This is a genomic window from Nostoc sp., assembly GCF_036917555.1.
Classification (GTDB): domain Bacteria; phylum Cyanobacteriota; class Cyanobacteriia; order Cyanobacteriales; family Nostocaceae; genus Nostoc.
Window position 1 is genome coordinate 80,298 of sequence record NZ_JBALDD010000065.1, and the last position, 24,008, is coordinate 104,305.

The 24,008-nt window shown below is 39.8% G+C and carries 15 protein-coding genes; 10 read left to right on the forward strand and 5 right to left on the reverse strand.

Annotated elements, in window-relative coordinates:
* Positions 1 to 9 precede the first annotated feature (9 nt).
* Together V7K60_RS25950 and V7K60_RS25955 are read right to left on the reverse strand one after the other, a co-directional pair.
* Complete coding sequence (locus V7K60_RS25950; protein WP_334929701.1) at positions 10 to 1,356, reverse strand: FAD-binding oxidoreductase; 1,347 nt, start codon at positions 1,354 to 1,356, stop codon at positions 10 to 12.
* A 180-nt stretch (positions 1,357 to 1,536) separates the two neighbouring features.
* The gene (locus tag V7K60_RS25955) at positions 1,537 to 2,199 is read right to left on the reverse strand and encodes a GIY-YIG nuclease family protein (protein ID WP_334929703.1); all 663 of its coding nucleotides are present in this window, start codon (positions 2,197 to 2,199) and stop codon (positions 1,537 to 1,539) included.
* Between the two features lie 171 nt (positions 2,200 to 2,370).
* On the opposite strand from V7K60_RS25955, the gene V7K60_RS25960 reads away from it, so the two are divergent.
* Positions 2,371 to 3,297 (forward strand): carbohydrate ABC transporter permease, encoded by a 927-nt coding sequence (locus V7K60_RS25960; protein ID WP_334929705.1) that lies wholly within the window; start codon positions 2,371 to 2,373, stop codon positions 3,295 to 3,297.
* Positions 3,298 to 3,443: 146 nt separating this feature from the next.
* Positions 3,444 to 3,755 (forward strand): hypothetical protein, encoded by a 312-nt coding sequence (locus V7K60_RS25965; protein ID WP_334929707.1) that lies wholly within the window; start codon positions 3,444 to 3,446, stop codon positions 3,753 to 3,755.
* A gap of 14 nt (positions 3,756 to 3,769) precedes the next feature.
* Here the strand turns inward: V7K60_RS25965 and V7K60_RS25970 are convergent, their stop codons facing one another.
* A complete protein-coding gene (locus tag V7K60_RS25970; RefSeq protein WP_334929709.1) occupies positions 3,770 to 9,565 on the reverse strand; it encodes a translocation/assembly module TamB domain-containing protein in 5,796 nt (1,931 codons plus the stop codon).
* A gap of 258 nt (positions 9,566 to 9,823) precedes the next feature.
* Between V7K60_RS25970 and V7K60_RS25975 the strand changes: the two genes are divergently transcribed.
* From V7K60_RS25975 to V7K60_RS26010, 8 genes are all read left to right on the forward strand, one after another.
* A complete protein-coding gene (locus V7K60_RS25975; RefSeq protein WP_292737701.1) occupies positions 9,824 to 10,252 on the forward strand; it encodes a DUF3110 domain-containing protein in 429 nt (142 codons plus the stop codon).
* Positions 10,253 to 10,387: 135 nt separating this feature from the next.
* Complete coding sequence (gene murQ / locus V7K60_RS25980) at positions 10,388 to 11,314, forward strand: N-acetylmuramic acid 6-phosphate etherase (protein ID WP_334929711.1); 927 nt, start codon at positions 10,388 to 10,390, stop codon at positions 11,312 to 11,314.
* Between the two features lie 624 nt (positions 11,315 to 11,938).
* Entirely contained in the window at positions 11,939 to 13,138 is a 1,200-nt protein-coding gene (locus V7K60_RS25985) for a response regulator (RefSeq protein WP_334929713.1), read from the forward strand.
* Between the two features lie 497 nt (positions 13,139 to 13,635).
* Positions 13,636 to 13,998, forward strand: coding sequence for a response regulator transcription factor (locus V7K60_RS25990; RefSeq protein WP_334929715.1), 363 nt, complete (start codon positions 13,636 to 13,638; stop codon positions 13,996 to 13,998).
* A gap of 125 nt (positions 13,999 to 14,123) precedes the next feature.
* Positions 14,124 to 14,597 carry a chemotaxis protein CheW gene (locus V7K60_RS25995; protein WP_334929717.1) on the forward strand — a complete coding sequence of 158 codons (474 nt, stop codon included), beginning with the start codon at positions 14,124 to 14,126 and terminating at the stop codon, positions 14,595 to 14,597.
* Between the two features lie 124 nt (positions 14,598 to 14,721).
* Positions 14,722 to 18,030 (forward strand): GAF domain-containing protein, encoded by a 3,309-nt coding sequence (locus tag V7K60_RS26000; protein ID WP_334929718.1) that lies wholly within the window; start codon positions 14,722 to 14,724, stop codon positions 18,028 to 18,030.
* A 137-nt stretch (positions 18,031 to 18,167) separates the two neighbouring features.
* Entirely contained in the window at positions 18,168 to 18,518 is a 351-nt protein-coding gene (locus V7K60_RS26005) for a four helix bundle protein (protein ID WP_334929720.1), read from the forward strand.
* A gap of 35 nt (positions 18,519 to 18,553) precedes the next feature.
* Positions 18,554 to 22,174, forward strand: a complete 3,621-nt coding sequence (locus V7K60_RS26010; protein WP_334929722.1) for a hybrid sensor histidine kinase/response regulator — start codon at positions 18,554 to 18,556, stop codon at positions 22,172 to 22,174.
* Between the two features lie 127 nt (positions 22,175 to 22,301).
* Here the strand turns inward: V7K60_RS26010 and V7K60_RS26015 are convergent, their stop codons facing one another.
* Positions 22,302 to 23,009 carry a Uma2 family endonuclease gene (locus V7K60_RS26015; protein ID WP_334929724.1) on the reverse strand — a complete coding sequence of 236 codons (708 nt, stop codon included), beginning with the start codon at positions 23,007 to 23,009 and terminating at the stop codon, positions 22,302 to 22,304.
* Positions 23,010 to 23,063: 54 nt separating this feature from the next.
* Positions 23,064 to 23,957 (reverse strand): ABC transporter permease, encoded by an 894-nt coding sequence (locus V7K60_RS26020; protein WP_334929726.1) that lies wholly within the window; start codon positions 23,955 to 23,957, stop codon positions 23,064 to 23,066.
* Positions 23,958 to 24,008 lie beyond the last annotated feature (51 nt).

Genomic DNA, 24,008 nt, shown 5'->3' on the forward strand with positions numbered 1-24,008 from the left:
TGTAGTTTGCTAATTTTGAATTTGGAATTGAATAACCTTGCTTTTACCGGGGTTCATCAACCCATAAGGATCGACTATTTCTTTAAATTTTAACTGCTTAGGATCAATAACTTTTCTGCCGCCATCTTCAATAATATACGTATGAGGATTGGCAATACTCACACCCTGTTCTTCGTGATAGCGGATAATTTCATTGAGGCGTTCTTCTGTGGTGTAACGCACAAGTTGCAATGCACCAGGAACTACGACACCATTCACCCGAAAAAATTCTAAATGCATCATTACCTCATCGCCAAAGTAATTATACATCTGCTCTACTAGTTGCAAATTGCAATCACTAGGAAAAAGACTTTGTAAGTATGTAATACCAGTATCTACACTCCGGGCAAGTAAGGTAGTGTGGTTCCAGCTAAATTCTGCTAAATGTGTACCTTTGCCTGCTTCCTCGGCTGATTTTTTATATGTAATCTGACCGCCGTATTGCTGCACCAAAGCCGGTAAGAATTCCAAACTCGGTTCAGAAATTATCAAAAATACTGAGTGAGTTCCTTCAGGAATATACTTTTGTACTGCGTGAAAGTATTGGGAAATTGGGGATGCAAAGACAGAAATTAACTTCTTAATCATGCCATCAGCATTGCCAATTGCCTGACCAAACTTTGCTGCTGTGATAAAGTCGTCAAAGGTGACAATAACTTCTGCCCAAGGATAAGCTGGCCCTAAAGGAATTTCGACTTCAGTGATGATGCCATTAATTCCCCAAGCATGATTTACCTTTTGGACATCATCGCCGCGTAATGCGATCGCACGTGGTTCATCTTCTACAGTTATCACTCGCAATGCTAAGATATTACCGCGATCGGCTAGTAACCCATATTGTATTGAGCCAATACCGCCACTTCCCCCAGCAATAAATCCGCCAATTGTGGCTGTACGGTACGTAGAGGGTGCCATACGGATTTCCCAGCCGATTTCTCGTGTTTTTGTATCCAAAGCTGCCAACTTCACCCCAGCTTCCACCCGCGCCACTCCCGGTTTTACCCAAAGAATCTCTTGCAAGCGCGTCATATCTAAAATTACGCCACCGTGCAACGGTACACATTGCCCATAATTCCCAGTTCCCGCACCTCGCACAGTTACAGGTATACGATGTTTTGCACAGGTGGCTGCAACTTTTAAAACCTCTGCTTCATTAGCGGGACGCACTACGATATCCCCAACTTTTCCCTCTAGTTTCGGCACTAGCACGGGGCTAAAGGTGTGATAATCCTGAGATAATTTTGCGACTTGAGTAGAGTCAGTAATAGTTTCTATGCCTTCTAGAGAATTAATCAGAGCATCTAATTTTGTCGTCATATATATCCTTATTTTTTAACTCAGAAAAACACAAAGGTTTACACAGATAATTAATACCTCTGCGAACCTTTGCGCTTCCCTCAGCGCCCTTCTGCGTTTTAAAATCTTAATTTTCATGTTTCACAACACTTTCATGCCACTTACTCAAAAAGTCAGATAGCGCACTCAAGCTGACAAAAATCAATACTTAGTTTCCTGTGTCTGTGCGTCAATAATTACACTCCAGTCATCGTTTTTCACAGCAGCTTCAAGTTGACGCTGACGTTCGGCTTCACTCGCATCTATTGTTTCTAACTCTTTAGAAAGGGTTGTATCAGCCATTGCTTTCCGCAGTTTTAGCTTTTTCTCCTCGTAGGCTTGAAGTTGAGCTTCTGACATTACCGCCTTAGTCGCTTCACCTACCGTACTAGCCCACATTTCGCAATCAGTTGCATTACCAGGTGGCGTACTTTCGAGTTCTGCTATCCACGCATCTCGCAAATCTTCCATTTCTTGACGTTTGGGGAACTTGAATGCTTGCACACGTACAAAAGCACACTTTTGCTCACCATTTTGGCGAAGATGGCTGTTTAAGGAAAGCAACACATTCCGAGAATAGCCAATGTACTGCGTGTAACGTTCTGTATCTAATACTGCGTAAACTCCTGCAATTTTAGCGTTCTGAGCAACTACACTCCAAGCCTCAAAGTCAATGATTTCAGTACCATTGTTTGCCAGTTCAGGAGTTATACTCACCTCAATGACGGCGTGTTCGTTGTCAGAACTATACAAAAAATCATGCAGTCCACGGTGGTTTATGGGGACATTTTGATGTTCAATTGGCGGATTGTGCTGAGTTTCCATTGCAGTTAATCTCCGAGTTATTAATTAGTGATGTCTACGACGAGGTTCTCTACGAGAGGTTACACCAATACTTACGCAAGCAAATATATGCCCTTAAAATATTGAAGCTTAAATCTACTCACATCTCCAAATCCTTGTTCTGAAAAAGCAAAAATAACTATTAAACTTCTTATGAATCAATTGATACCTAAAAATTGGATGTTCATCAAACAGCGGCTTACCCCTTATTTATTTTTACTACCCGCCTTAGTTCTTTTAGGTTTAACTGTCTTTTGGCCTGCACTGCAAGCGTTTTACCTCAGCTTTACCAGCTATGAAGACATTGCCCAGCCGCCACAATGGATAGGTTTCGCTAACTTTCTTAAGCTTTGGAAAGATGCAGTTTTTTGGAAAACCTTGGAAAACACTTTTTTATATCTTGTAGGTGTAGTACCAATTTTAGTAATTGCTCCCTTAGTACTGGCAATTTTGGTAAATCAGAAACTGCGGGGAATGAATTGGTTTAGAGCAGCGTACTACACTCCAGTGGTAATTTCAATGGTAGTTGCAGGAATAGCTTGGAAATGGCTGTATGCAGAAAACGGATTACTTAATCAGTTATTTAAAGCTTTGGGTATTTTTCCAGAAGGTATTCCTTGGCTAACTAGCCCAGCAAAAATTTTTGGCATTGTACCAATTTCTCTTGCCAGCGTCATGGCTGTCACCGTTTGGAAAGGATTAGGCTACTACATGGTGATTTATTTAGCGGGGTTGCAATCAATTCCCGCTGATGTATACGAAGCCGCAGCTATTGATGGCTCTGATGGTATCAGCAAACATTGGGATATTACCATACCTTTAATGAAGCCATATCTAGCACTAGTGGCGGTAATTTCGGCTATTTCTGCGACCAAAGTGTTTGAAGAAGTCTACATTATGACTCAAGGAGGCCCACTCAGTAGCTCGAAAACGATTGTTTATTATTTATATGAGCAAGCCTTCAACAACTTAGAAATTAGCTATGCTTGCACGATTGGACTAGTGCTATTTTTGATAATTTTAGGCTTGTCAATTTTGCGATTAGCTATTAATCAGAAAGGTGATGATATCACAATTTAATATTACCTTAATTAAATATATTAAATTTAGAAAAATCATCCTTTATAAAACAAGTATAGCGCTTCTCGTTTGCGTGAGGTACACCCGTAGGGGTACGGCACTGCCGTGCCCCTACACCCCACAATATAATGTTGTACCGCATCTGAATGGGAACCGCTATACAACAAACGGATGAAGCTAACCGTAGCAATCTTTTAGAATTAGTAGAGAGAATGCTTATCTACAAATTCGTAAACAAAAGTCAGCAGGGGTTAGAAGCAATGTTTGGATTAACCGATTGGAGACAAACTAAATTTTACCAGGAAGTAAAGGAAGAAACAAAGCTGGATACGATACCACGTCTACTTAAGTTTGGTTTCAGTATAGAGCAAATTGCTGAAGCATTAGAATTGGATGTTAAACAGGTACGACAAGCTATTGAGAAGCAAGGAGAAGAGGGAACAAGAAGTAATTCGTAATTGAAGAGATTTCTTTAAAACCGTGTTTGATATTCTACTACTGCACGACTATCATCAGTTAAATTAGTGGAAGCACGCACACGAAATTCATTGCTTATCCGATAATTAATACCCCATTGGAAGGGATCGTTTGTTGTCAAAATTTTGATGCTGGAAACGGATATTTTGGAAGAAATATCAACCCCAGCTTCTGCTGCTAATTCCAAAGTTGAATTGCTTTTTCCTGCTTCAGGATTCTCAGAAATAACGGTAGGAAATATCCGCAGTTCACTTAAGCCAAAAGTACTCCCAATCTGGTTAAAAGCTGACTGAAAATTGTTAAACACAGCCGAACCTGCGATGTTAATCAGACCTAAAGTACTGTCTGCACGTCCTTGGGTGTCTACAAATCCACCTCCTAAAAGAGCAACAATTTCGGTTTGACTACGTGATGGACTACTTGTTAATTCTAGATTTTCATTCAGTTTGCTAGCTAAACCGTTGATAGTGGCTTCGACTCGAACACTCTCTAACGCTGATAAACCTGTGGAATTTACCCGCCCAAAGTCATTACTTTGAGTTACATCTAGTACTTTGGCAAATAGCCGAATATCTAAGTTGGGGTCGCGGGGTTGGGAAGGACTAAATGTTGCAGTGTGTTTATAGCCACGAGCAAGGTTAAATTGGGTAGTAAATAAATTTACCCCTCCTTTTTCTAACTGGATGGTGCCATCGGGTATAGGCTGATTGATTAAGCCGTTAACTATGAGATTACCAGTGGCGCGGAAGTTGAGAATAGGGTCACGTGTAATTTGGACGTTTTTACCTAGTTCCAAATCTAAATTATTAAATCTGGCGTTAGTATTTCCCGTGCCATTTCCAATTTTAGATTTGCTTTGCTTATTGGCTTTTGTGGGAGATACGCCAATACTACCATTTTCAGATGTCGTGGCATTGGTAGATTCTGCCAGCAATACTTTACCATCAAATAAATTTACTCTACCGCCAATTATCGGATTAAGGGCAGAACCAGTAATCTGCAAATTGCCACTAGCACCTCCCTGATAAAGTCCCTTGAGATTCAATGCTAGCTGATCGAGATTAACAGTTAGGGGATTTTTGATAGTTACGTTCTCATTGTTGAAAATGGGAATTTCTCCAGCAGCTTCTACCGTCCCACGGCTAAATCTACCTTGAAGATTTTCTACTAAGATACTGTCAAAATTAAACAGTACTCTACCTGTGACACCTCTCAGCTTACGTGGCAAAGCCTGGGCTGAAAAAGTAGCATTATTAATAGTAGCAATTCCATCTACTTGGGGTTTTTGTAATGTTCCCCGCACTTTGAGGTCTACTTCTCCTTCACCTTTCTCAAATACCACTTGATTAGTTAATGCGTTTAACAGTGCCAATCCCTCGTTTTCCAACTTCATATCTAAACTGATTTGATCGCTGTCTGGTGCGACGGAGGCAAAAGGCAATTTATAAGGGATACTGCCAGTAATATCAACAGGTTTTGGCCCAGCAACTGCTACAGTACTACCAAAGTTTAAGCGTCCGTTGGCATAGCTGAAACTTGCTATTGCTGACTCTATTTTCTTCTGATTTAGTATTCCTTCTGTGATTTGCAATTCCCCTCTAGCTTGGGGATTAGCAATACTACCTGCTAAAGCTGCTGTAGCGTTAAGATTACCCGTGATTCCAACTGGCAGTTTGACAACATTATTCAATAGTTGTACTGGAAAATTATTCACCCGCAGTTGGCCAGATTGTTCATCACCGCCAACGTTTCCCGTAAAGGCAATCAGTCTGTTTTGAGACTGAATTCGTAATGGTCGGAAACTCAAAACACCGTTTTCAAAGTTGCCTTCGGCAATCACTTTATCAGCAGTATAAAAACGATTTTCTTCTTCCTTTTTACCCCAAGCAAAGTTTTGTCCATTCAAATTAAAATCCACTGATAATCCATTAGCTGTAGCTGTATTTACAGCCACTTCGCCATTGAAAGTCCCCTTTAAGTCTGCTAAATCTGGTATGGGAGTAGAATTAAGTCGCTGTTCTTCCTGTTCTGCCACCAAAGCTTGAATTTCAGAAAACCGTTCGATTTGGGTGAATAAGGGTTCATTTGGTGTTCCTTGGGGGTTAGTAGTCAGATCCGCTGCTGTGCCGTAGATTTCTGCTGAACCACCTGGCAAATTTTGTAAATCAAATACCTGTGCTACAGCTAGAACATCTTGGATTTCACCCTGGTTGATGTTCAGTTTACCTTGTAGTTGAGGGCCTTTAGCGCTTTGAGCAAAAGTACCGACAAGGGCATAGCGACTTTTCCCCTTGACAAATTCGCTACTTGCGAGTGTGCCTTTACCGTCACTGTAGCGAAATTGAGCGGCTAAACGATCGCCTTTAACCCGGCCAATTTGCGGATTTGCGATCGCTAAATTCCCCGTTGTTGCCAATGTCTGCTGATTAAACAGCAAATCCCCAGTTAACAACCCAGCTATCTTACCAGCACCCAATCGAGTAATTGGTGGCGGAGTCAAATTCAATATTTGTAAGGGGAAATTTGCAAGTTTCAGTGCCCAATCATTCCCTTCAACATTACCTGTGGCTGATGCTTGCTGCCATTTGACTAAGAAAGATTTCGGGCGATTATTAGCATCTAAATTGAAGGATAAGCGATCTCTGCCGAGAAGCCCCTTCTCTACGAGAGGCTTCGCCAACGGGTCTACGCTATTACCCACCAAGTTCAAACTCAAACCACGCCCCTGTGCGGAATCGATGTTTCCAGTTAACAACGGCTCAAAAGCAATATCTTGAATAACCAAGTCTCGTAAATTAATTTGCCCTACTACATTTGGCAAGGGTAGTTTACCAGTGATTTGTCCATTAAAATCTACTCTTCCCGCCACAGCAACCTGATTAGGAAGATTAATCGGTAACTGTTTTAAGTTGTAATTCTGCGCCTGGACGTTGAGATTGAGGGCAGTAATTTCCGGTATCCCTGCCTTTTTCGCATTGGCTAATATGTTACCAGTAACACTTAAACCGGGAGCAGTTGCTCGCTCAATAGTTAGTCTTTCACCACTCCAAGCGATCGCAGCACTCAGGGGTCGTTCAAGACCAGGTATACCTTGGGATAATTGCACCTGTCCTGCAGCACGCACATCAGCTAGTTTGGACGATCCGAGCGTACCAGCTAATTGCAACTGACCGCCAAACTGACCCCGCAATTGCTGATTTAACCGATTTAATTCTACATCGGCAGCATCAACTACAGCTTGATAGCGACCATTAGCTACTTGGATATTAGAAGCTGTAATATTTCCACCTGCAACATCTAGCCGTCCCTGACCGCTGGCTTGGATAGTTTGCAGTTGGAAGGATTCAACAGAACCTGCCACATTTGCTTGACCAGTTAACGTCCCTCCAAACTGTGGTGGTACTGCTACTAACTGCTGCAACGGTACATTATTTGCTTGAACTTGCGCCTGATATACACCATTACCCACTTGGATATTAGAGGCTGTAATAGTTCCACCCGCAACATTAACCCGCGCCTGACCGCTAGCTTGAATAGTTTGCGGTTTAAAAGAATCAATAGAACCCGATACATTTACTTGACCAGTTAACTTCCCGCGAAACTGTGGTGGTACTGCTGCCAACTGCCGCACAGGCACATTCTTAGCCTGAACTTGTGCCTGATATACACCATTAGCCACTTGAATATTAGAGGCTGTAACCGTTCCATCGCCAATAGTAAGGCGACCCTCACCACTACCACGGAAGGTTTTCAGGCTGAAATTATCTCTGTTACCTGCAATTTGGAACGTACCCCCCAATGGATTATTTAAAGCTGGGGGAGACTGTTTCAATATTTGTCCCAACCGCACATTATTAGCTACAAGTTGAGCCGAGAAGCTTTGGTCTTGCAGTTGGATGTTAGAAACTGCAACTGTGCCGCCACCAATTTGAACTCCTGCACCATCACTGCGAATTGTGGCAATTTTAAATGGTGCTGTGCTTCCTGAGAGGAGGAGACGACCATTGAATTGTGCCTCAGCCAAAGAGACATTTTGCAGTTGACTTTTGTCTACAAAGGGTTCCAATTTTACCCCAGAGGCAACAGCCACAGCTTGCCAACGCTGATTGGCATAACTACCAGTTGCCAGGACTGTACCACCACTTATATTCAAAGCCACATTACGGAAAGAGACGGTGCGATTTGGAGCGATTGCAACTTCGCCTGTACCGGGGTAAGTTCCATTGGGAGCTTGAAACTGTACCACAGTTTGGACATTGGTAGGAGCGCCAGTTAGTTGAGCTGTACCTGAGACGTTGCCGATTTGAAAATCGGGTGTTATTTCATAAACTTTGGCGATCGCATCTCCTGGAACATTCTTGGCAGCGAAATTTAAATCCAGTTGCGGGCTTTTACCAAGTTGAATTGTACCAGCGCCTGTAATCTCACCACCAACTTTGGCTTTACCTTGAATATCTTTCAGGGTAATTAAAGAGGAACTAGTAACAAGCTCAAACTTACTACTGATACTATTAAAATCAACTTTATCAATTCGGGCAGTTTGAATCGTGGCAACTGAGCCAGAGAGAATTGGCTCTTTTGTCGATCCAGTAATTTGCAAAGAAGCTTGTACTTGTCCAGCGATCGGTATAGGTAATTTTACCTTCAGAGTCTCTTGAGCATTCGCCAAACTCACCGCATTTACACGCGCTGCCAACTTCAAGCCTGCTTTCGTGTCAACGATTCCCGTAGCCACTAAAGGAATTTTGCCGTAGTTGCTAGTAACATTATTTAACTGCAACTCGGTTCCTTGAAAGTGGAGGTTTCCTTGGCTATTGCTCAACAGTTGCGGGACTTTGGGTATTTGCAGCGTTACCCCTTGCACAGTAGCGTTGCCAAACAATAAAGTCTGCTGTCCTGGTGTCAACCGAACTAACAAGTCGCCATTCGCTCGACCCGCCTGTAAGTTCACTGGTAACTTAATCAACCGAGTAATATTCTCAGCCAGAAAATCTTGTGCTTGCACCTGGAAGTTCCCTGCTAGCACCTTAGAACGTGTCTCTCCCTGAATGGAAATATTGCCACCACTGTCTGCTTGACCCCCGACTTCAAACCTAATCAACTGGTTGTTTGCTAAAAGTTGAGCAGAGCCATTAAGTTGAGAAAATAGCACGGGCAAGTGCTGAGTGTTGTTAGTGGTAGCAGGGCGTTTAGGCAGTACTGAGTTAGAAATTGGGTATTCTCCCTTGCCCCTCTGCCCCCCTGCCCCCTCATTTACCCCTACTCTCTCCTGCGGCATCAATGCCAGCTTGGCATTGCGAAACCGCAGGTTGTCCAAATCAGTTTTAATGGCGGCCCCTTCATCTGACGACGCTATAGTAGTGGAAACCCAGCGTCCTTGGTCATCTTGTTCGATGTAAATATCTGGGTTGACTAAGGTAACATCTAGCTTTAAATGGTGGTTAAAGATTAGTTGCAACAGATCAAAACCCACCTCTACAGATTCAACTGTGGCCCGGTCTGGATCTGTGGGTGTGGCTGGGATAGCTGAAGCCCCAAACTGCACTCCCGTCAACGAAAATTGTGTAACTCTTCCCAGGTTTACCGGACGGTTGAGTGTAGTAGTAAGACTTTGTTGTGCTAATGGTGTTAGCTCTGTTTGAACAAAAGTCCATAACCGCCAAATACCGACAATCACTCCCAACAGTAAAAGTCCGCCCAAGGCGATGCTACCTCGACTCAACACCAGCAACCACAGACGCTTGCGATTAAGGGAAAGGTAGTAAGGATCTTGATCGGGATATTTAGTCATTTTTTCACTGTATTAATTGCCGGATGTCGCTGGCACACACAAGCATTAACTGGCACATTGGTTCAGTATGCCATTTCCAGGATACGCCAACTAAACCCAAGACCTCATTGGTTGAGTTACGGTATTTGCTCGATCCAATACTTATGCTTAATAATATTGGCGTTTTCAGGAAAATCTGAATAGAGTGAAAATTATTCCTGTGACTTTCCTTGAGACACAATCTCGAACTTTAATATGAATAAACCTTAAAAAGGACAGATGATTACACCAATGCGTGTCTTTGTGTTAATTTTTAATGCTCGAACGGAAAATGAGGGGATTCACACGATTCGGGAGGGCGATCGCAATAAAATTCTGATGTTCGAGTCAGAAGACGATGCCACGCGCTTTGCCCTGATGTTAGAAGCTCAGGATTTCCCCGCACCCACACCGGAGCCAATCGATGCTGAAGAAATCAAGGAATTTTGCGAAAGTGCTGGATATGAATGGGAAATCATCCCAGAAAACAGCAATTTAGTTGTAACTCCCCCAGAACTTAACGTCGAAAAAACTGACTGGCAAGAAGATGCCCAGAAGGAGGATACTGTTGAAGACACCTTCCCTCTCAATCAACAGCCACTAGAAGAACCAGAATTGTCTGATTCTGAACTAGAGAAGATTCGTCGCAAATTGGAAGGATTGTTGTAAGTAGTCATTAGTCATTAGTCATTGGTCATTAGCTATTAGTTGCTAACTGACTAATGACAACGGACATAGATAGATGCCCAAGGGCGGCTTGCCGTAGGGTAGGACAAAGGACAAAGGACAAAGGACAAATGACAAATGACAAATTTGCAGGAACGCGGGCATCTTTTAACTGAGCTGGTAAATCCTAACAGTCTGAACTTAGACCAGCTCAGTTCTCTGGAATTAGTGGAGTTGTTTAATGACGAAGACCAAAAGGCTGTCGCAGCAGTTGCAGCGGCGAAAATTCAGTTAGCAGAGGCAATTGAGCGCACCGCAGAGCGTTTGCGCCACGGAGGACGCCTATTTTATATCGGTGCAGGGACAAGTGGTCGTTTAGGCGTGTTAGATGCTGCGGAGTGTCCACCTACTTTTTGTACACCCCCAGAGTTGGTACAGGGGATTATTGCTGGTGGTGCTGGCGCACTAGTACGCAGTTCTGAAGATTTAGAAGACAGCGTTGAAGATGGTGAGGCTGCGATCACTGGGCGACACATTACCCAATTAGATGTCGTAGTTGGCATTACCGCTGGTGGGACAACGCCTTATGTCCACGGTGCGCTTCATGCTGCTCGTCAGCGAGGAGCCACAACTATTTTTATCGCTTGTGTTCCTGCTGAACAAGTTAGCTTTGATGCCGATATTGACATTCGCCTATTGACAGGGCCAGAAATAATCGCCGGTTCAACTCGCCTGAAAGCTGGTACAGCCACTAAATTAGCTTTAAATATCCTTTCTAGCGGCGTGATGGTCAAACTAGGCAAAGTTTATGGCAATCGCATGGTGGATGTAGCAGTAACAAATCAAAAATTACGCGATCGCGCTTTGCGAATTTTGCAAGACCTCACAGGTTTAAGTCGGGAAACTGCTGGTTTTTTACTAGAACGTAGTGGTAAATGGGTTAAGCTGGCGCTCTTAATGCACTGGACTGGTTTGGAAAAAGACGAAGGCGATCGCCTACTTTCAGAACACCAAAGTAATCTCAGGGCAGCTGTTGTCAGCTTTCAAAACCACAAGCAATCTTGAAGGAATTTTTTAAATAAATACTTTATAATCTGGCTGCTACTTGTTTTAGTAGCACGCCTTTTTTTAAGAACAATATTCCCTACAAAAGCTGACATTAATTAGCATAATTAAGAATAGTAAACTTAAATAAATATTTTTAACATATATTGTCAATGTGAATAACTAAAACAGGATTCTCTAGAGACTGCTAATGTTTTTTAAACAAAAATTCAGAACTTATACGGATATGATCCAGTATGAGAATTCCTAAAATGATATATCAACACACCATGATATCGACTATGGCAACCAACTTGAGTCATAAAAATTAGCAGAAAAGTAAACTCTACCAACAAATACTCTATCCTAGATAAATTATTTACTAGCAATAGTTTTGCCATCTTAACATCTACCTTGCTTTTAATAATCTTGATTTAGACTGCTATATATCAAATGTAATTTGCATTTATTCACATATCTGCCCGCTATATAGCTAGAACCTAGAAAACTGTGACGGAAGTGTTGCCTACCTTTAACAAGTGACTTAAGGAATTTTTCTGGTTAATTGAGATGGTAGCTGGATTTTCGCCATGTTCTAATAGTATCGGTTTTTAATGGCTAGCTTTTTAATAAAAGGAACAAACTATGCCTCATCAAGAACTTATTTCAAATAATTTAGTAAATGAATTTAAAAATTGTACTCAGTTGCAATACAATGGCAAATTAAATATTAAGAGTTCAAAAGGCAGCCAATGGACTTTTTACTATCGGCTAGGACGGATAGTTTGGGCAACAGGAGGAACTCATCCCTTCCGGCGTTGGCGTAGACATATAGCTCAAAATTGTCCCCAGATTGATGTTGATAAGTTGCAGTTACGTAGGCAAGACCTATCAATTGATTACTGGGACTATCAATTGATAGAAATATTTTATAAAAAACAGAAAATTCAGAGGGAACAGATTCAATCTATTGCAGAAAATACAATAGCAGAACTATTATTTGACCTAGCTTTGCAAGGAAACTTTGCTTCTCTAAATTGCAATCGTACCCAAGAAGTTATCTTAGAAACTCCAATGAGCTTCACGAGTGCAGAAATGTCTGTAAAGCACATGCAAGACTCATGGAAAATTTGGTCAGAAGCAGGTTTAGCAAATTTTTCTCCTGACTTAGCACCAATTCTACGGCGACCAGAACAACTTGAGCAGATGGTAAGTCCATCTGTCTACAAAAACTTTGTGAATTTAATCAATGGCAAATTCACTCTGCGAGATTTAGCTATGAAAATGAAGCAGAGTGTACTACCACTCACCCGCTCGTTGCTTCCCTATATCCTTAAAGGAATCATTGAATTGGTAGAAGTACCTGACTTGCCTTTAGGAATTACTGAAGTCAACAATAACTCTACCACCACACAAGCAAAAAAGCGGATTGCTCCACTAGTGGCTTGCGTCGATGATAGCCCTCAAGTATGTAAAATGGTAGAGGATATTGTCACTTCCAATGGCTTTAGGTTTGTGAAAATTCAAGATGCTGTACAAGCTCTACCAACCCTCATTCAGGATAAACCAGACCTGATTTTGTTGGATTTGATTATGCCAGTTGCTAGTGGTTACGAAATTTGTACTCAGTTACGAAGAATATCTACCTTTTCCAACACACCAATAATTATATTAACAGGCAGTGATGGTTTTTTAGATAGAGTTCGTGCCAAAGTAGTTGGTTCTACAGATTTTCTCACTAAACCTGTAGTAGCTGATAAGGTAATAAGTATAATACGTAAGTATTTACCTACACAGAGCGTATCCAATGATCAGAGTAAATCTAATTTAGAGGTTTGTAATTAGGGAGAATTAGAGGCAATTTTTGGTTCTGAATTCTTCCTCAAAACTTATAGACTTTTCCACCTCAGTAAAAATTAAATTATTGAGGTTGAACAATTTTAGATTAATTCTATTCCTCAAATTAGTGATTTGTAAATTGATTTGGAATTTTAGATATATTCTCACCTGGAAATTATTTTGCTATCAGTCATTTTTATATTTTAATCTTCAATCCGAAAATTAAAATATAAAATTTGATTATCAAACTATTTTTTATTAAAATATTTTATATTAAGTTATATTGATTACGTACTTTTTCTGAGGTTGATAAATAAAGATTGAATCAAAATTAGACAAATACAAATTTTTGTATTTATAGCAGTCCTATTTGATTTGTGAAATATTGGTTAGGGCAAAAGGGGTTAGGGCTAGTCTCTAATCCCTTCCATGTCTTTTTGAAGAATCATTTAGTATTTGTATATTTTGTTTACATTTTGAGAAAAACTTAAAGAGTAATTGCCATGAATACTGTTTTAGTTGTTGAAGATGGCTTAACAGATATGGAAATAATCAGCCGTTACTTGCAACAGGCAGGTTATTCTGTGATTAGCGCCACTAGTAGTGAAGAGGCTCAAGACAAAATAGATAAAAATAAGCCAGACTTAATATTTCTCGACGTAATTTTACCTGGGAAAAGTGGCTTTGAAATTTGCCGAGAACTGAAAAATAATCCCGATACTAGCAATATACCTGTGGTTTTTTGCTCTACAAAAAATAGTGATGTAGATAAAATTTGGGGTAATATGTTAGGCGCTGATGGTTATCTATCAAAACCGATTAATCGAGACGAACTAGTAGTAATTTTAAAACAATTACTTAATTAGAAAAAATACCATTAATCAACAAATCTTAGAAGTCACTATTTATTAGATAGAATATCTCTAAAAAGAGAAAATTAATTGCAACCAGTGGCTAAAGATAAATAATCAAAGATAAAGGATCAATAGCTTTGGAAACCCAGGAAAAATTTTTAAGTTTTAATTTGGGAGTAAGTGATACAGCCGTCATTTCTTTACAATATATCACAGAAGTTTTGCAAGTATCATTACCAGAAATATGTGGCGTTCCTCAGATGCCAAATAGCGTTTTGGGTATTTATAGCTGGCGTGGTGAGATGCTTTGGTTAGTTGATTTAGAGGCAATGTTAGGTTATCCTCCAATTTCACAAGGGTCAAATTTAGTTTCAAGAATGATGGCAATTGTTCTGGAAAATAAAGGTAAGTATTTGGGACTATTGGTGCGACAACTTATAGATATTGAATGGCTAGATACTAAAGAAATGAAACCCGCAACTACTGAATTATTTTATCCAAAAATATCACCTTTTTTACAGGGATACTTTATTAATGATTCGGAGGAGATAATTTTTAATTTGGATGCAACAACTATTATTCAAGCTCCAGTATGGGGAATTCATAATTGAATATTTAGTAAGGTGTGATTAGGTTATTGTTTTGAAAATTCCTAATCTTTAATAAGTAAATAAAAAATAGTTTTTGTTTGCCAAATATCAAGTTATTACTCATTACAAGTTTGAGGTTAATCAAATGACATTTTTGTATAACAATAGCCATGATAACGAGCATCTAATCTCTGAATTAGAAAATCAGAATGGTAACGCTCATATAACAAATATTGCTAGTAGTGAAATATCTTTATTAAGTGCGATCGCTCTAGAATTTAAAACTTGGCGTCGACAGATGAAAGATATTACAACTCACATGCGCCAAGCCCCAGACCTTGATACATTACTCAAAATTACTGTAGCACAAATTCGAGAAAAGATCGGCTGCGATCGCGCCTTAATTTATAAGTTTAGTTCGCGAGAATCAGGTAACGTTTTAGCAGAATCAAGAACACTAGGTTGGACTCCAACTTTAGGCGAAAATATTCCTGGAATTATTTTTGGTTTATATACCAATCAAGACTATATAGAAGCTGTAGTTATTGACGATATCAATCAGATTCAACTTACCCCTTATCAAAAGCAACTGCTAGATAAATTTCAAATTAAAGCTAGTTTGAGTTTACCGATTGTAGTAGAAGGTAAAGTCTGGGGCTTACTAGTAGTCAATAATTGCTACTCAACACGGCAGTGGCAAGAAGGAGAAATTAGCTTACTATCTCAAATTACAACAGAACTGATTTACAAGTTGCAGAGCTTTGAATTCCAAAAAGAACAGCAACAGCGGATACTAGCAAAAAAATCAGTAGCTAAAGTCATTGACAAAATTTTGCGGATATCAAATGTCGATAAACTTTTTCAAACAACCACTCAAGAAGTACGTCAATTACTAAAATGTGATCGCGTCGGTGTCTATCGCTTCAAACCTGACTGGAGTGGCGAGTTTGTCGCTGAGTCAGTGGGTAATGGCTGGATAAAAATGGTCGGCCCTGATTTTTACATGGTCTGGGAAGATAGCCACTTACAAGACACTCAAGGAGGACGTTATGCCAAGGGTGAAAGCTTTGTGGTTAATGACATTTATCAAATGGGCCATGCTCAATGTCACATTGACATTTTAGAGCAGTATGAAATGAAAGCTTACATTATTGCACCCATCTTTTCTGGAGAAAAATTATGGGGTTTGTTGGCAGCTTACCAAAATTCTGGGCCTCGTGATTGGCAACCTTGGGAAGAAACCTTTGTAACTCAAATTGGATTGCAATTTGGTGTGGCTATCTCACAAGGAGAATATCTCGAACAAGTGCAGACAAAATCTGATCAACTAGCTCAAATAGTTGAACAAGAGAAAGTTTTCACTAAAATAGTCAATCGCATCCGACAATCTTCAGATGTAGAAAGTGTCTTCAAAACAACCACTCAAGAAGTGCGTCAATCACTACAATGCGATCGCGTCGCTGTCTATTGCTTTAACCCTGACTGGGGTGGCGAATTTGTAGCTGAGTCTGTAGGTACTGGTTGGACAAAACTGGTAGGCCCTGATATTAAAACCGTTTTGGACGATACCTACTTGCAAGAAACTAAGGGAGGCAGATATGTCAAAGGTGAAAACTTTGTTGTAAATGACATCTATGAAATAGGGTTAGCTCCCTGTCATATTGAGATTTTAGAGCAGTTTGAAGCCAAAGCTTACATAATTGTGCCGATATTTTTCGGGGATAAATTGTGGGGATTGCTGGCAGCTTATCAAAATTCTAACTCTCGTGAATGGCAAACTTGGGAAGTGAACTTTTTGGTTCAGACTAGCTTGCAATTTAGCCTAGCTAAATCACAGATAGATTATTTGGAATTAGTTCGAGTGAAATCTGAGAAACTAGCTCACATAGCCGAACAAGAGAAAGCTGTCACCAAGATCAGTAACCGCATCCGGCAATCTTTAGATGTAGAAGAAATCTTCAAAACAACTACTCAAGAAGTAAGACAATTACTGCGATGCGATCGCGTCGCAGTGTATCGTTTCAATCCTAACTGGAGTGGGGAATTTATCGCAGAGTCAGCAGGTCATCTTTGGGTAAAACTGGTAGGCCCCGATATCAAAACTGTCTGGGAAGATACCCACTTACAAGAAACTCAGGGAGGTAGATATGTCCAAGGAGAAAATTTTGTTGTAAATGATATCTATCAGGTAGGTCATTCTCCTTGTCACATTGAAGTTTTAGAGCAATTTGAAGCCAAAGCTTATGTAATTGTTCCTGTATTTGCTGGGGAACAATTGTGGGGATTGCTGGCAGCTTATCAAAATTCGGGAACTCGTGATTGGGAAGAATCGGAAGTAACTTTGTTAGCACGCATTGGCAGCCAGTTAGGACTGGCATTACAACACACCGAATATTTGCAACAAGTACAAGCGCAGTCAGCAAAATTAGCAGAAGCAGCGACACGGGAAAAGGCAGCTAAGGAGTTACTACAACAACGATCAATTCAACTCTTAAAAGCTCTTAGACCCGCTCTTAACGGCGACTTAACAGTACGCGCACCGATTACAGAAGACGAGCTAGGCACGATCGCAGATGCCTACAATAATACCCTGCAAGCATTGCGGCAAATTGTTGTTCAGGTACAAGGGGCTGCTCAACAAGTTGCCCAAACTTCTAGCAATAGTGAGGCTTCCCTAGCGGGACTAACCAATCTGGCACAACAACAATCTGAGGAGATTACCGCAGCTTTAGATGACATTCAACAGATGGTGGACTCTACTCAAGCTGTAGTAGCGAATGCTGAGTTAGTACAACTAGCAGTGCAAAAAGCCAATCAAACTGTAGAGTCTGGCGATACTGCCATGAACCTGACTGTAAAAGCAATCCAAGGAATTCGTGAAACCGTCGCTCAAACCAGCAAAAAGATTAAACGCCTCAGCGAATCTTCACAAAAAATCTCCAAAGTGGTGAATTTGATTGGTAATTTTGCCACACAGACAAACGTACTCGCTTTGAATGCAGCCATTGAGGCTACTCGTGCTGGTGAATATGGCAAAGGCTTTGCAGTTGTAGCTGATGAAGTCCGTTCTTTATCTCGCCAGTCAGCAGCAGCAACCATCGAAATTGAAAAATTAGTTCAGGAAATTCAAGCAGAAACCGGGGAAGTTGCAGTAGCAATGGAAACTGGTATTCAGCAGGTAGTAGAAGGTACAAATCTTGTTAGCGACACTCGCCAAAACTTAAATGCGATCGTTTCTGCAACTGCCGAAATCAGTCAGCTAATCGAGCGAATTACCGCAGCAACTCAAAAACAAATGGCGCAATCTGTAACAGTAACTAAATCAATGCAAGATGTCGCAGAAATTGCCGATAAAACTTTTGCTGAATCTCAAGAAATTGCGACTGTGTTCCAAGATTTATCAGGAATGGCGCAAGAGCTATTAACAACTGCTAGTAAGTTTAAAGTGAAATAAAAACTAGTTAATAGTTAAGAATTAGGAGTTATTTGGTCAAAGCATTAATTATATAAATCGCCGTTTTATTCGCAAATATCAAAATGCTTTGACCTTAATTACTTATAATTTTTAAGTTAAAGATATGAAAAGATGAATTGACAGAAAGTATTATTCAATATAAGAGTTTTAAATTTGCTTTAGAAATTATTCACCTATATATTAAACTGCAAAAGCAACGCGAATATGCGCTTTCTAAGCAATTACTACGAAGTGGGACAAGTATTGACGCGAATGTTAAAGAGGCTAGCGGTGATCAGAGTAGAAAGGATTTCTTGGCAAAAATGTATATTGCCTACAAAGAAGTTAGTGAAACCAAATACTGGCTACGTCTACTACAACAGTCAAAACTAGTAAATATTTATTTAACTAATGAACTAATCTATGCAGGCGAAATCATTCAGATTTTGAGTTCAATAGTCAAGACAACTGAAAAATCAATTGATTGATCAACTCCTAACTCATAACTCCCCACTCCCCAATTATGATCACAGATAAAGAAATTCGCGAACAAGGATACATCTACTTTCTAGCTGAAGCCCCAGAATTAGTCCAAATTATTGAACAAGAATTATTTAGCTTATCAGAAGATTATAGTATTCCCAAAATTCACAACTTAATGCGGGCTACTCATACACTTAAAGGTGGCGCTGCTAACGTTGGGTTAGAATTAATTAAGATGATAGCCCATTTTTTAGAAGATGTATTTAAGGCTTTATACAATCCGAAACTGGTAGTTGATGCAGAACTACAAACACTTTTATTACAAGCTTATGAGTGTTTGAGTATAGCATTAAATATTGAGCTAGTAGGGAGTACTGTTAATGATGAAGAACTGCTTCATCGAGCAACTTCAGTGTTCGCACAATTGCAAGAAAAACTGGGTGATGCATTTGGTGCTGAATCTTATATTCCAACTTCTGAAGAATTAGGATTTGATATTGTACAGTCAGTTTTTGAAGTAGGAGTGGAACAACGTCTAAATAGTATTGCTGGCATTGTTAAGAATCCACCAAATAGTGACAAATTTATTGAGTTTTTACACTCTCAAGCTGAAGTATTTCTTGGCTTGGCAGAATCTCTAAATTTACCTGGATTGGGAGAAATTTCCCAAACGATTCTCTCAGCGCTGCAAGTAAATCCCAGCCAGGTGAAGCAAATTGCAGAAATTGCCCTTGCAGATTTACAACAAGCACAAAAATTGGTATTAGCAGGCGATCGCACATCTGGTGGAGAACCTTCTTCGGGTTTACGAAAACTTGCAGTATTGGCAAATGATGAGTTATCTGAAGAATTAAAAAATGATTCATTTGCTAGTATATTTATTATCAATGAAGAAGAATTTTATAAGTTCCTCAGTACATCTGACAACAATAAAAACGAATCAGTAAAGCCAACAACTGCCAAGTTTTATTTAAAAGTAATTCGCTACATTTTTGGCTGGTTTAATCACCAGATGCAAATACCAGAGGCAGAACTGAGTTTGACTTTACTAGTTCCCAGATTAGAAAGAAAAAGTCTGCTTAATTATATCGACAACTGGCTGAAAGACTTTCTTAATTTTGTCCAAGATAAAGAAGATAGTCAAAGTCTTTGTATTTATCGACGTGGCATCATTTTAATCATCCTATTTGCAGTTGCAAAGTATCAATATTCTTTGAAAGCATCTGATAGCTACCTCTCAGGAATTAAAATATTACAAAACCAAATTTATAAATTAGCAAAAGAATATAAAAGTTATCCTCCTGTTACTAGCGAAGAGAAAAATTGGCTTGATAGTCCCAAGTTACAAAAACTATTAGTGATTAAAGAGATTGTATCTTCTCAATCAACTGATAACTTGCTAGAAGCAATATGGGGAGAAGAAACTAGGCAAAACCTTGCCGTTGAAGTTGTGACAATCCAGGCTGATGATTATTCAGGAAATCTTGATTCATTAACTGTCAGTGAGCAGGAAGTTGTAAACGTTCCAGAAACAGCTATTGAAGTCATGCCTGATATAGCTACACAAATCAATAAAGAAATAGAAGATAAATCACAATATGTTCAAACTAAAAACTTTCGCCAACCTTCATTTATTCGGGTAGATACAGAGAGACTGCAACACCTCAATTATCTAGCTGGAGAATTGCTGATTTACCAACAACGGCGTAGTTTACAAGATGAACAAGTCAAAGAAATAATTGACCAACTAGTACAGCAAATTACTAGACACCAAACAACTTTAAATGAGTTATGCGATTTACCTTTACAAATACAAAATATTACCTCACAACAAACACAAAGTTTTGCAGTGGATTTTGACTCTTTAGAAATGGATGTATATACAGAATTTCACATGACATTGCATGAAGCAATAGAAGAGACACTGCAACTACAAGAAACCACAGAGTCTCTTGATTTGCTTCTCACACAAGCTACTCAAATTAGTGATAAACAAGAGAATTTAACTCTTAATATTATAGATAGCTTAGTCGAAGCACGAATGTCGCCTTTGGGTAATATCTTAAATCGTTTCCCCCACATGGTAAATAAGTTGGGGAATGTTCATGCCAAACTTGTAGAATTGAAACTTACTGGTAGTGAAGTACTGGTAGATAAAGCGATCGCAGAAAAGCTCTACGATCCCTTGTTACACTTAGTGCGTAATGCTTTTGACCACGGTATTGAAGCTCCGCAAGTTCGCCGAGAGCTTGGTAAACCAGAACAAGGTTTAATCGAAATCTGCGCTTATCATCAGGGTAGCCAAACTGTTATCGAAGTTCGAGATGATGGTCAGGGATTGAATTTAGATAGAATTCGCAGAAAAGCTGCTGAACTTTATCCCATGCAAACTGAAGAACAAACTAGAAGCTCTGGTTTCAATCTGGCTGAACCTGAACTTTTAGATTTGATATTTTTGCCTGGATTTTCTACTGCGAATAAAGTAAGCGAAATTTCTGGGCGCGGTATGGGTTTAGATATTGTGCGTACTCAGATGCACGCACTCAACGGCTCGATTTCAGTTCAATCCTTACCCAACCAAGGAACAATATTCATACTCAAAATTCCTTTTTCTATGACTACAGAAAAGTTAATGCTAGTTCAAGCCAAAGGTGTTGTTTATGGTCTGATGTTGGACAGTATCGAAAAAATATTGATTCCCTCTGAACAACAGATTAAAGAAATTGAAGGTCAAAAAGTCTTACATTGGAATATAGATAATGATGAAACTATAGTCAATCTTCGTCAACTTTCAAAGTTAATTAATTATAATGATTCATTCTTTAATAATGCTACTCCATACAACACATCAAATACTCACGACCCAAGCATAGCGAAAAATCCGGTGCTTTTGCTACAGCGAAATCAGGGAAAGGTTGCCTTAGAAGTTGACCAAATAATTGGTGAACAAGAACTAGTAATCAGACCTTTAGGAAATGCGATCGCACCGCCAAAATACATTTATGGTTGTAGTAGTTTAGCCAATGGCAATCTCATCTTAGTAATTGATGCTTTGTTGCTAGTAAAATCTAGCGAAATCCAACAAACAACACTTGATATCAGGGCGCTACCAGTAGCTTCTTCATCAAATAAAAAAGCCTTGCCGATATCAGGGCATACTTTTTCATCTACACCATTACTTGCAGCATCGACTTCCACAATAACTATAGAAACCCAACCCAGTTATTCTCAAGAGCCAGATAATAAATTACCAAAAGTTGTTTTAATAGTAGATGATGCAATTAGTCTCCGGCAAACTCTCTCTCTGACTTTACAAAAATCTGGCTATCAGGTTATACAAGCTCAAAATGGTGTAGAAGCTCTAGAAAAATTGCAGTTACATCCTGAAATTAAAGTTGTTGTCTCCGATTTAGAGATGCCACGAATGAATGGTTTTGAGTTGTTAAGCAATTTCCGCCAATACACCAATTTAGCAAAAATACCTGTAGTGATTCTTACTTCTCGCAGCGCTGAAAAACATCGCCAACTTGCCCAAGAATTGGGTGCAAAAGCTTACTTAACTAAGCCTTTTTTAGAACATGAGTTTATCTCTAAAATTAAAGAGTTAATGAACAGTAATGCAGATGATTTAGAGCGTTTACTCATAGTGAAAAATAATTAATAATTCGTAATTCGTAATGACGCTCTCTACGTTCGCGCAGCGTGTCGCAGACAGACGCTAAAAGCGTAGCTTGCAACTCTTACAGAGTACGCGGACTCGCTTTGCGCATCGCTAACGGAATTCGGAATTACGAATTACCAGGTAGATTATTTGGATCTACACCTAAAGAACGTAAATACTCGGCTAATTGTTCAGCTCTTTGCCGTTCTTGTTGTGCCTGTTCTGCATCTGTAAAATAGCGGTTTCCTTGCTCGTCATACCAACATAAAAACTCCTGTTGTATGCCGCCAATTACAGCTTGGTGTCGCCCTATACCTAAACCCACCTCTGGCATCAAATAGGGTTCACCTATTTGTAATTGGTAGTTTCCATCGAGCAACTTATACACTTCCAAGGGTTGATGTTGGTCACGTCGCCAAAACTCAGGGTTATAAATTACGTAGTACAATACACCGAGTTTTTTGTATATATCTAGCTTCTCGTCGTATTCACCTCCTGGAGTATGGGATACCATTTCTAATGTGAATATTGGAACTATCCCATTTTCTTCCCAAACTGCGTAACTTTTGCGTGATTTTCCACCCTTTTTCCGTTCTACTCCCAGACTTAAAAAAGCATCTGGCACTACAGGTACTCTGGGATTTACTCCTGTGGTGTGATAAACTCCCATATCTACTCCGAAGTACCAATCCATACGATTTGCCCAAATGGAGTTGAGTAAGAAAAGTAAAATGTTAGGCAAAAAGTTTTGGTCTTCGTTATCCACCGGCGTATCGTCTGAACAGGGAAGTTCATCGGTAGTTGGTAACGCATTTTTGAGATCGGGTGAGAGCATAACCGTTGTCTCGCTGGCGTTTGATGCTTTTATTATAAATGAGTGACCAAAAGTTTAGCGTTTGGGTGTAACTTCACCAAATTTAATTAAAAGTGCGATCGCAATACTAACAAGCAAAATTAACGTCATACTCAAGGCTGAACCAAATCCCCAATTTTGCGTTGCTCCCAGAAACTGATTATAAACTAACCGCGCCGCCGTCATACTAGAGGCACCACCGAGTAATTCTGGATCGACAAAATCCCCTAAGCCTGTGATGAATACAAGCATGGAAGCAGCCGCAATTCCCGGAAAAATTTGTGGTACTGTTACTTGGCAAAAAGTTTCCACAGGATTTGCACCTAAATCAGCCGCGGCTTCTAGCAACCGCTTGTCTAGCTTTTCGAGAGAAGCATATAAAATCAAAACCATATAAGGTAATAAGCTGTAACTCATGCCAATCAATACAGCTTGACTATTGTTGAGTAATTCCCAATTAGGCAAGCCTAAATTGCTGAGTAAACTGTTCAATAAACCAGTAGGACGAAGAATTGTAATCCAAGCATAAGAACGGAGTAACGAAGAAGTCCACAAAGGTAGAACAAAACCTAATAGCAACAAATTTCGCCAACGCTGCGGCGCTATTTGAGCAATCCAATAGGCGACGGGGAAGCCCAAAATTAAACAAATTATCGTAGTGCCAAATGCAAAAAATAGCGATCGCCCAATTACTTGCACGTAAAGAGAGTCAAATATTCGGATGTAGTTTTTGAATCCGTTGGGATTGACCAAATCTCCCGGTCGGATATCTGCAACTAAACTTAACTCGAAAATTATCAAAGTTGGCAGCACCAACAAAAGTAATAACCAAATCCCAGATGGTGCAAGCAATACCAAGGGCTGGAGCCAATTTCTGACGGGATGCTGCAATTGTTCTATTTTGGAAATCTGATTTTTTTCAAAATTCATCACTTATAACTCTACAAATTTGAGATTTTTAATTTTGGATTTTGGATTGAA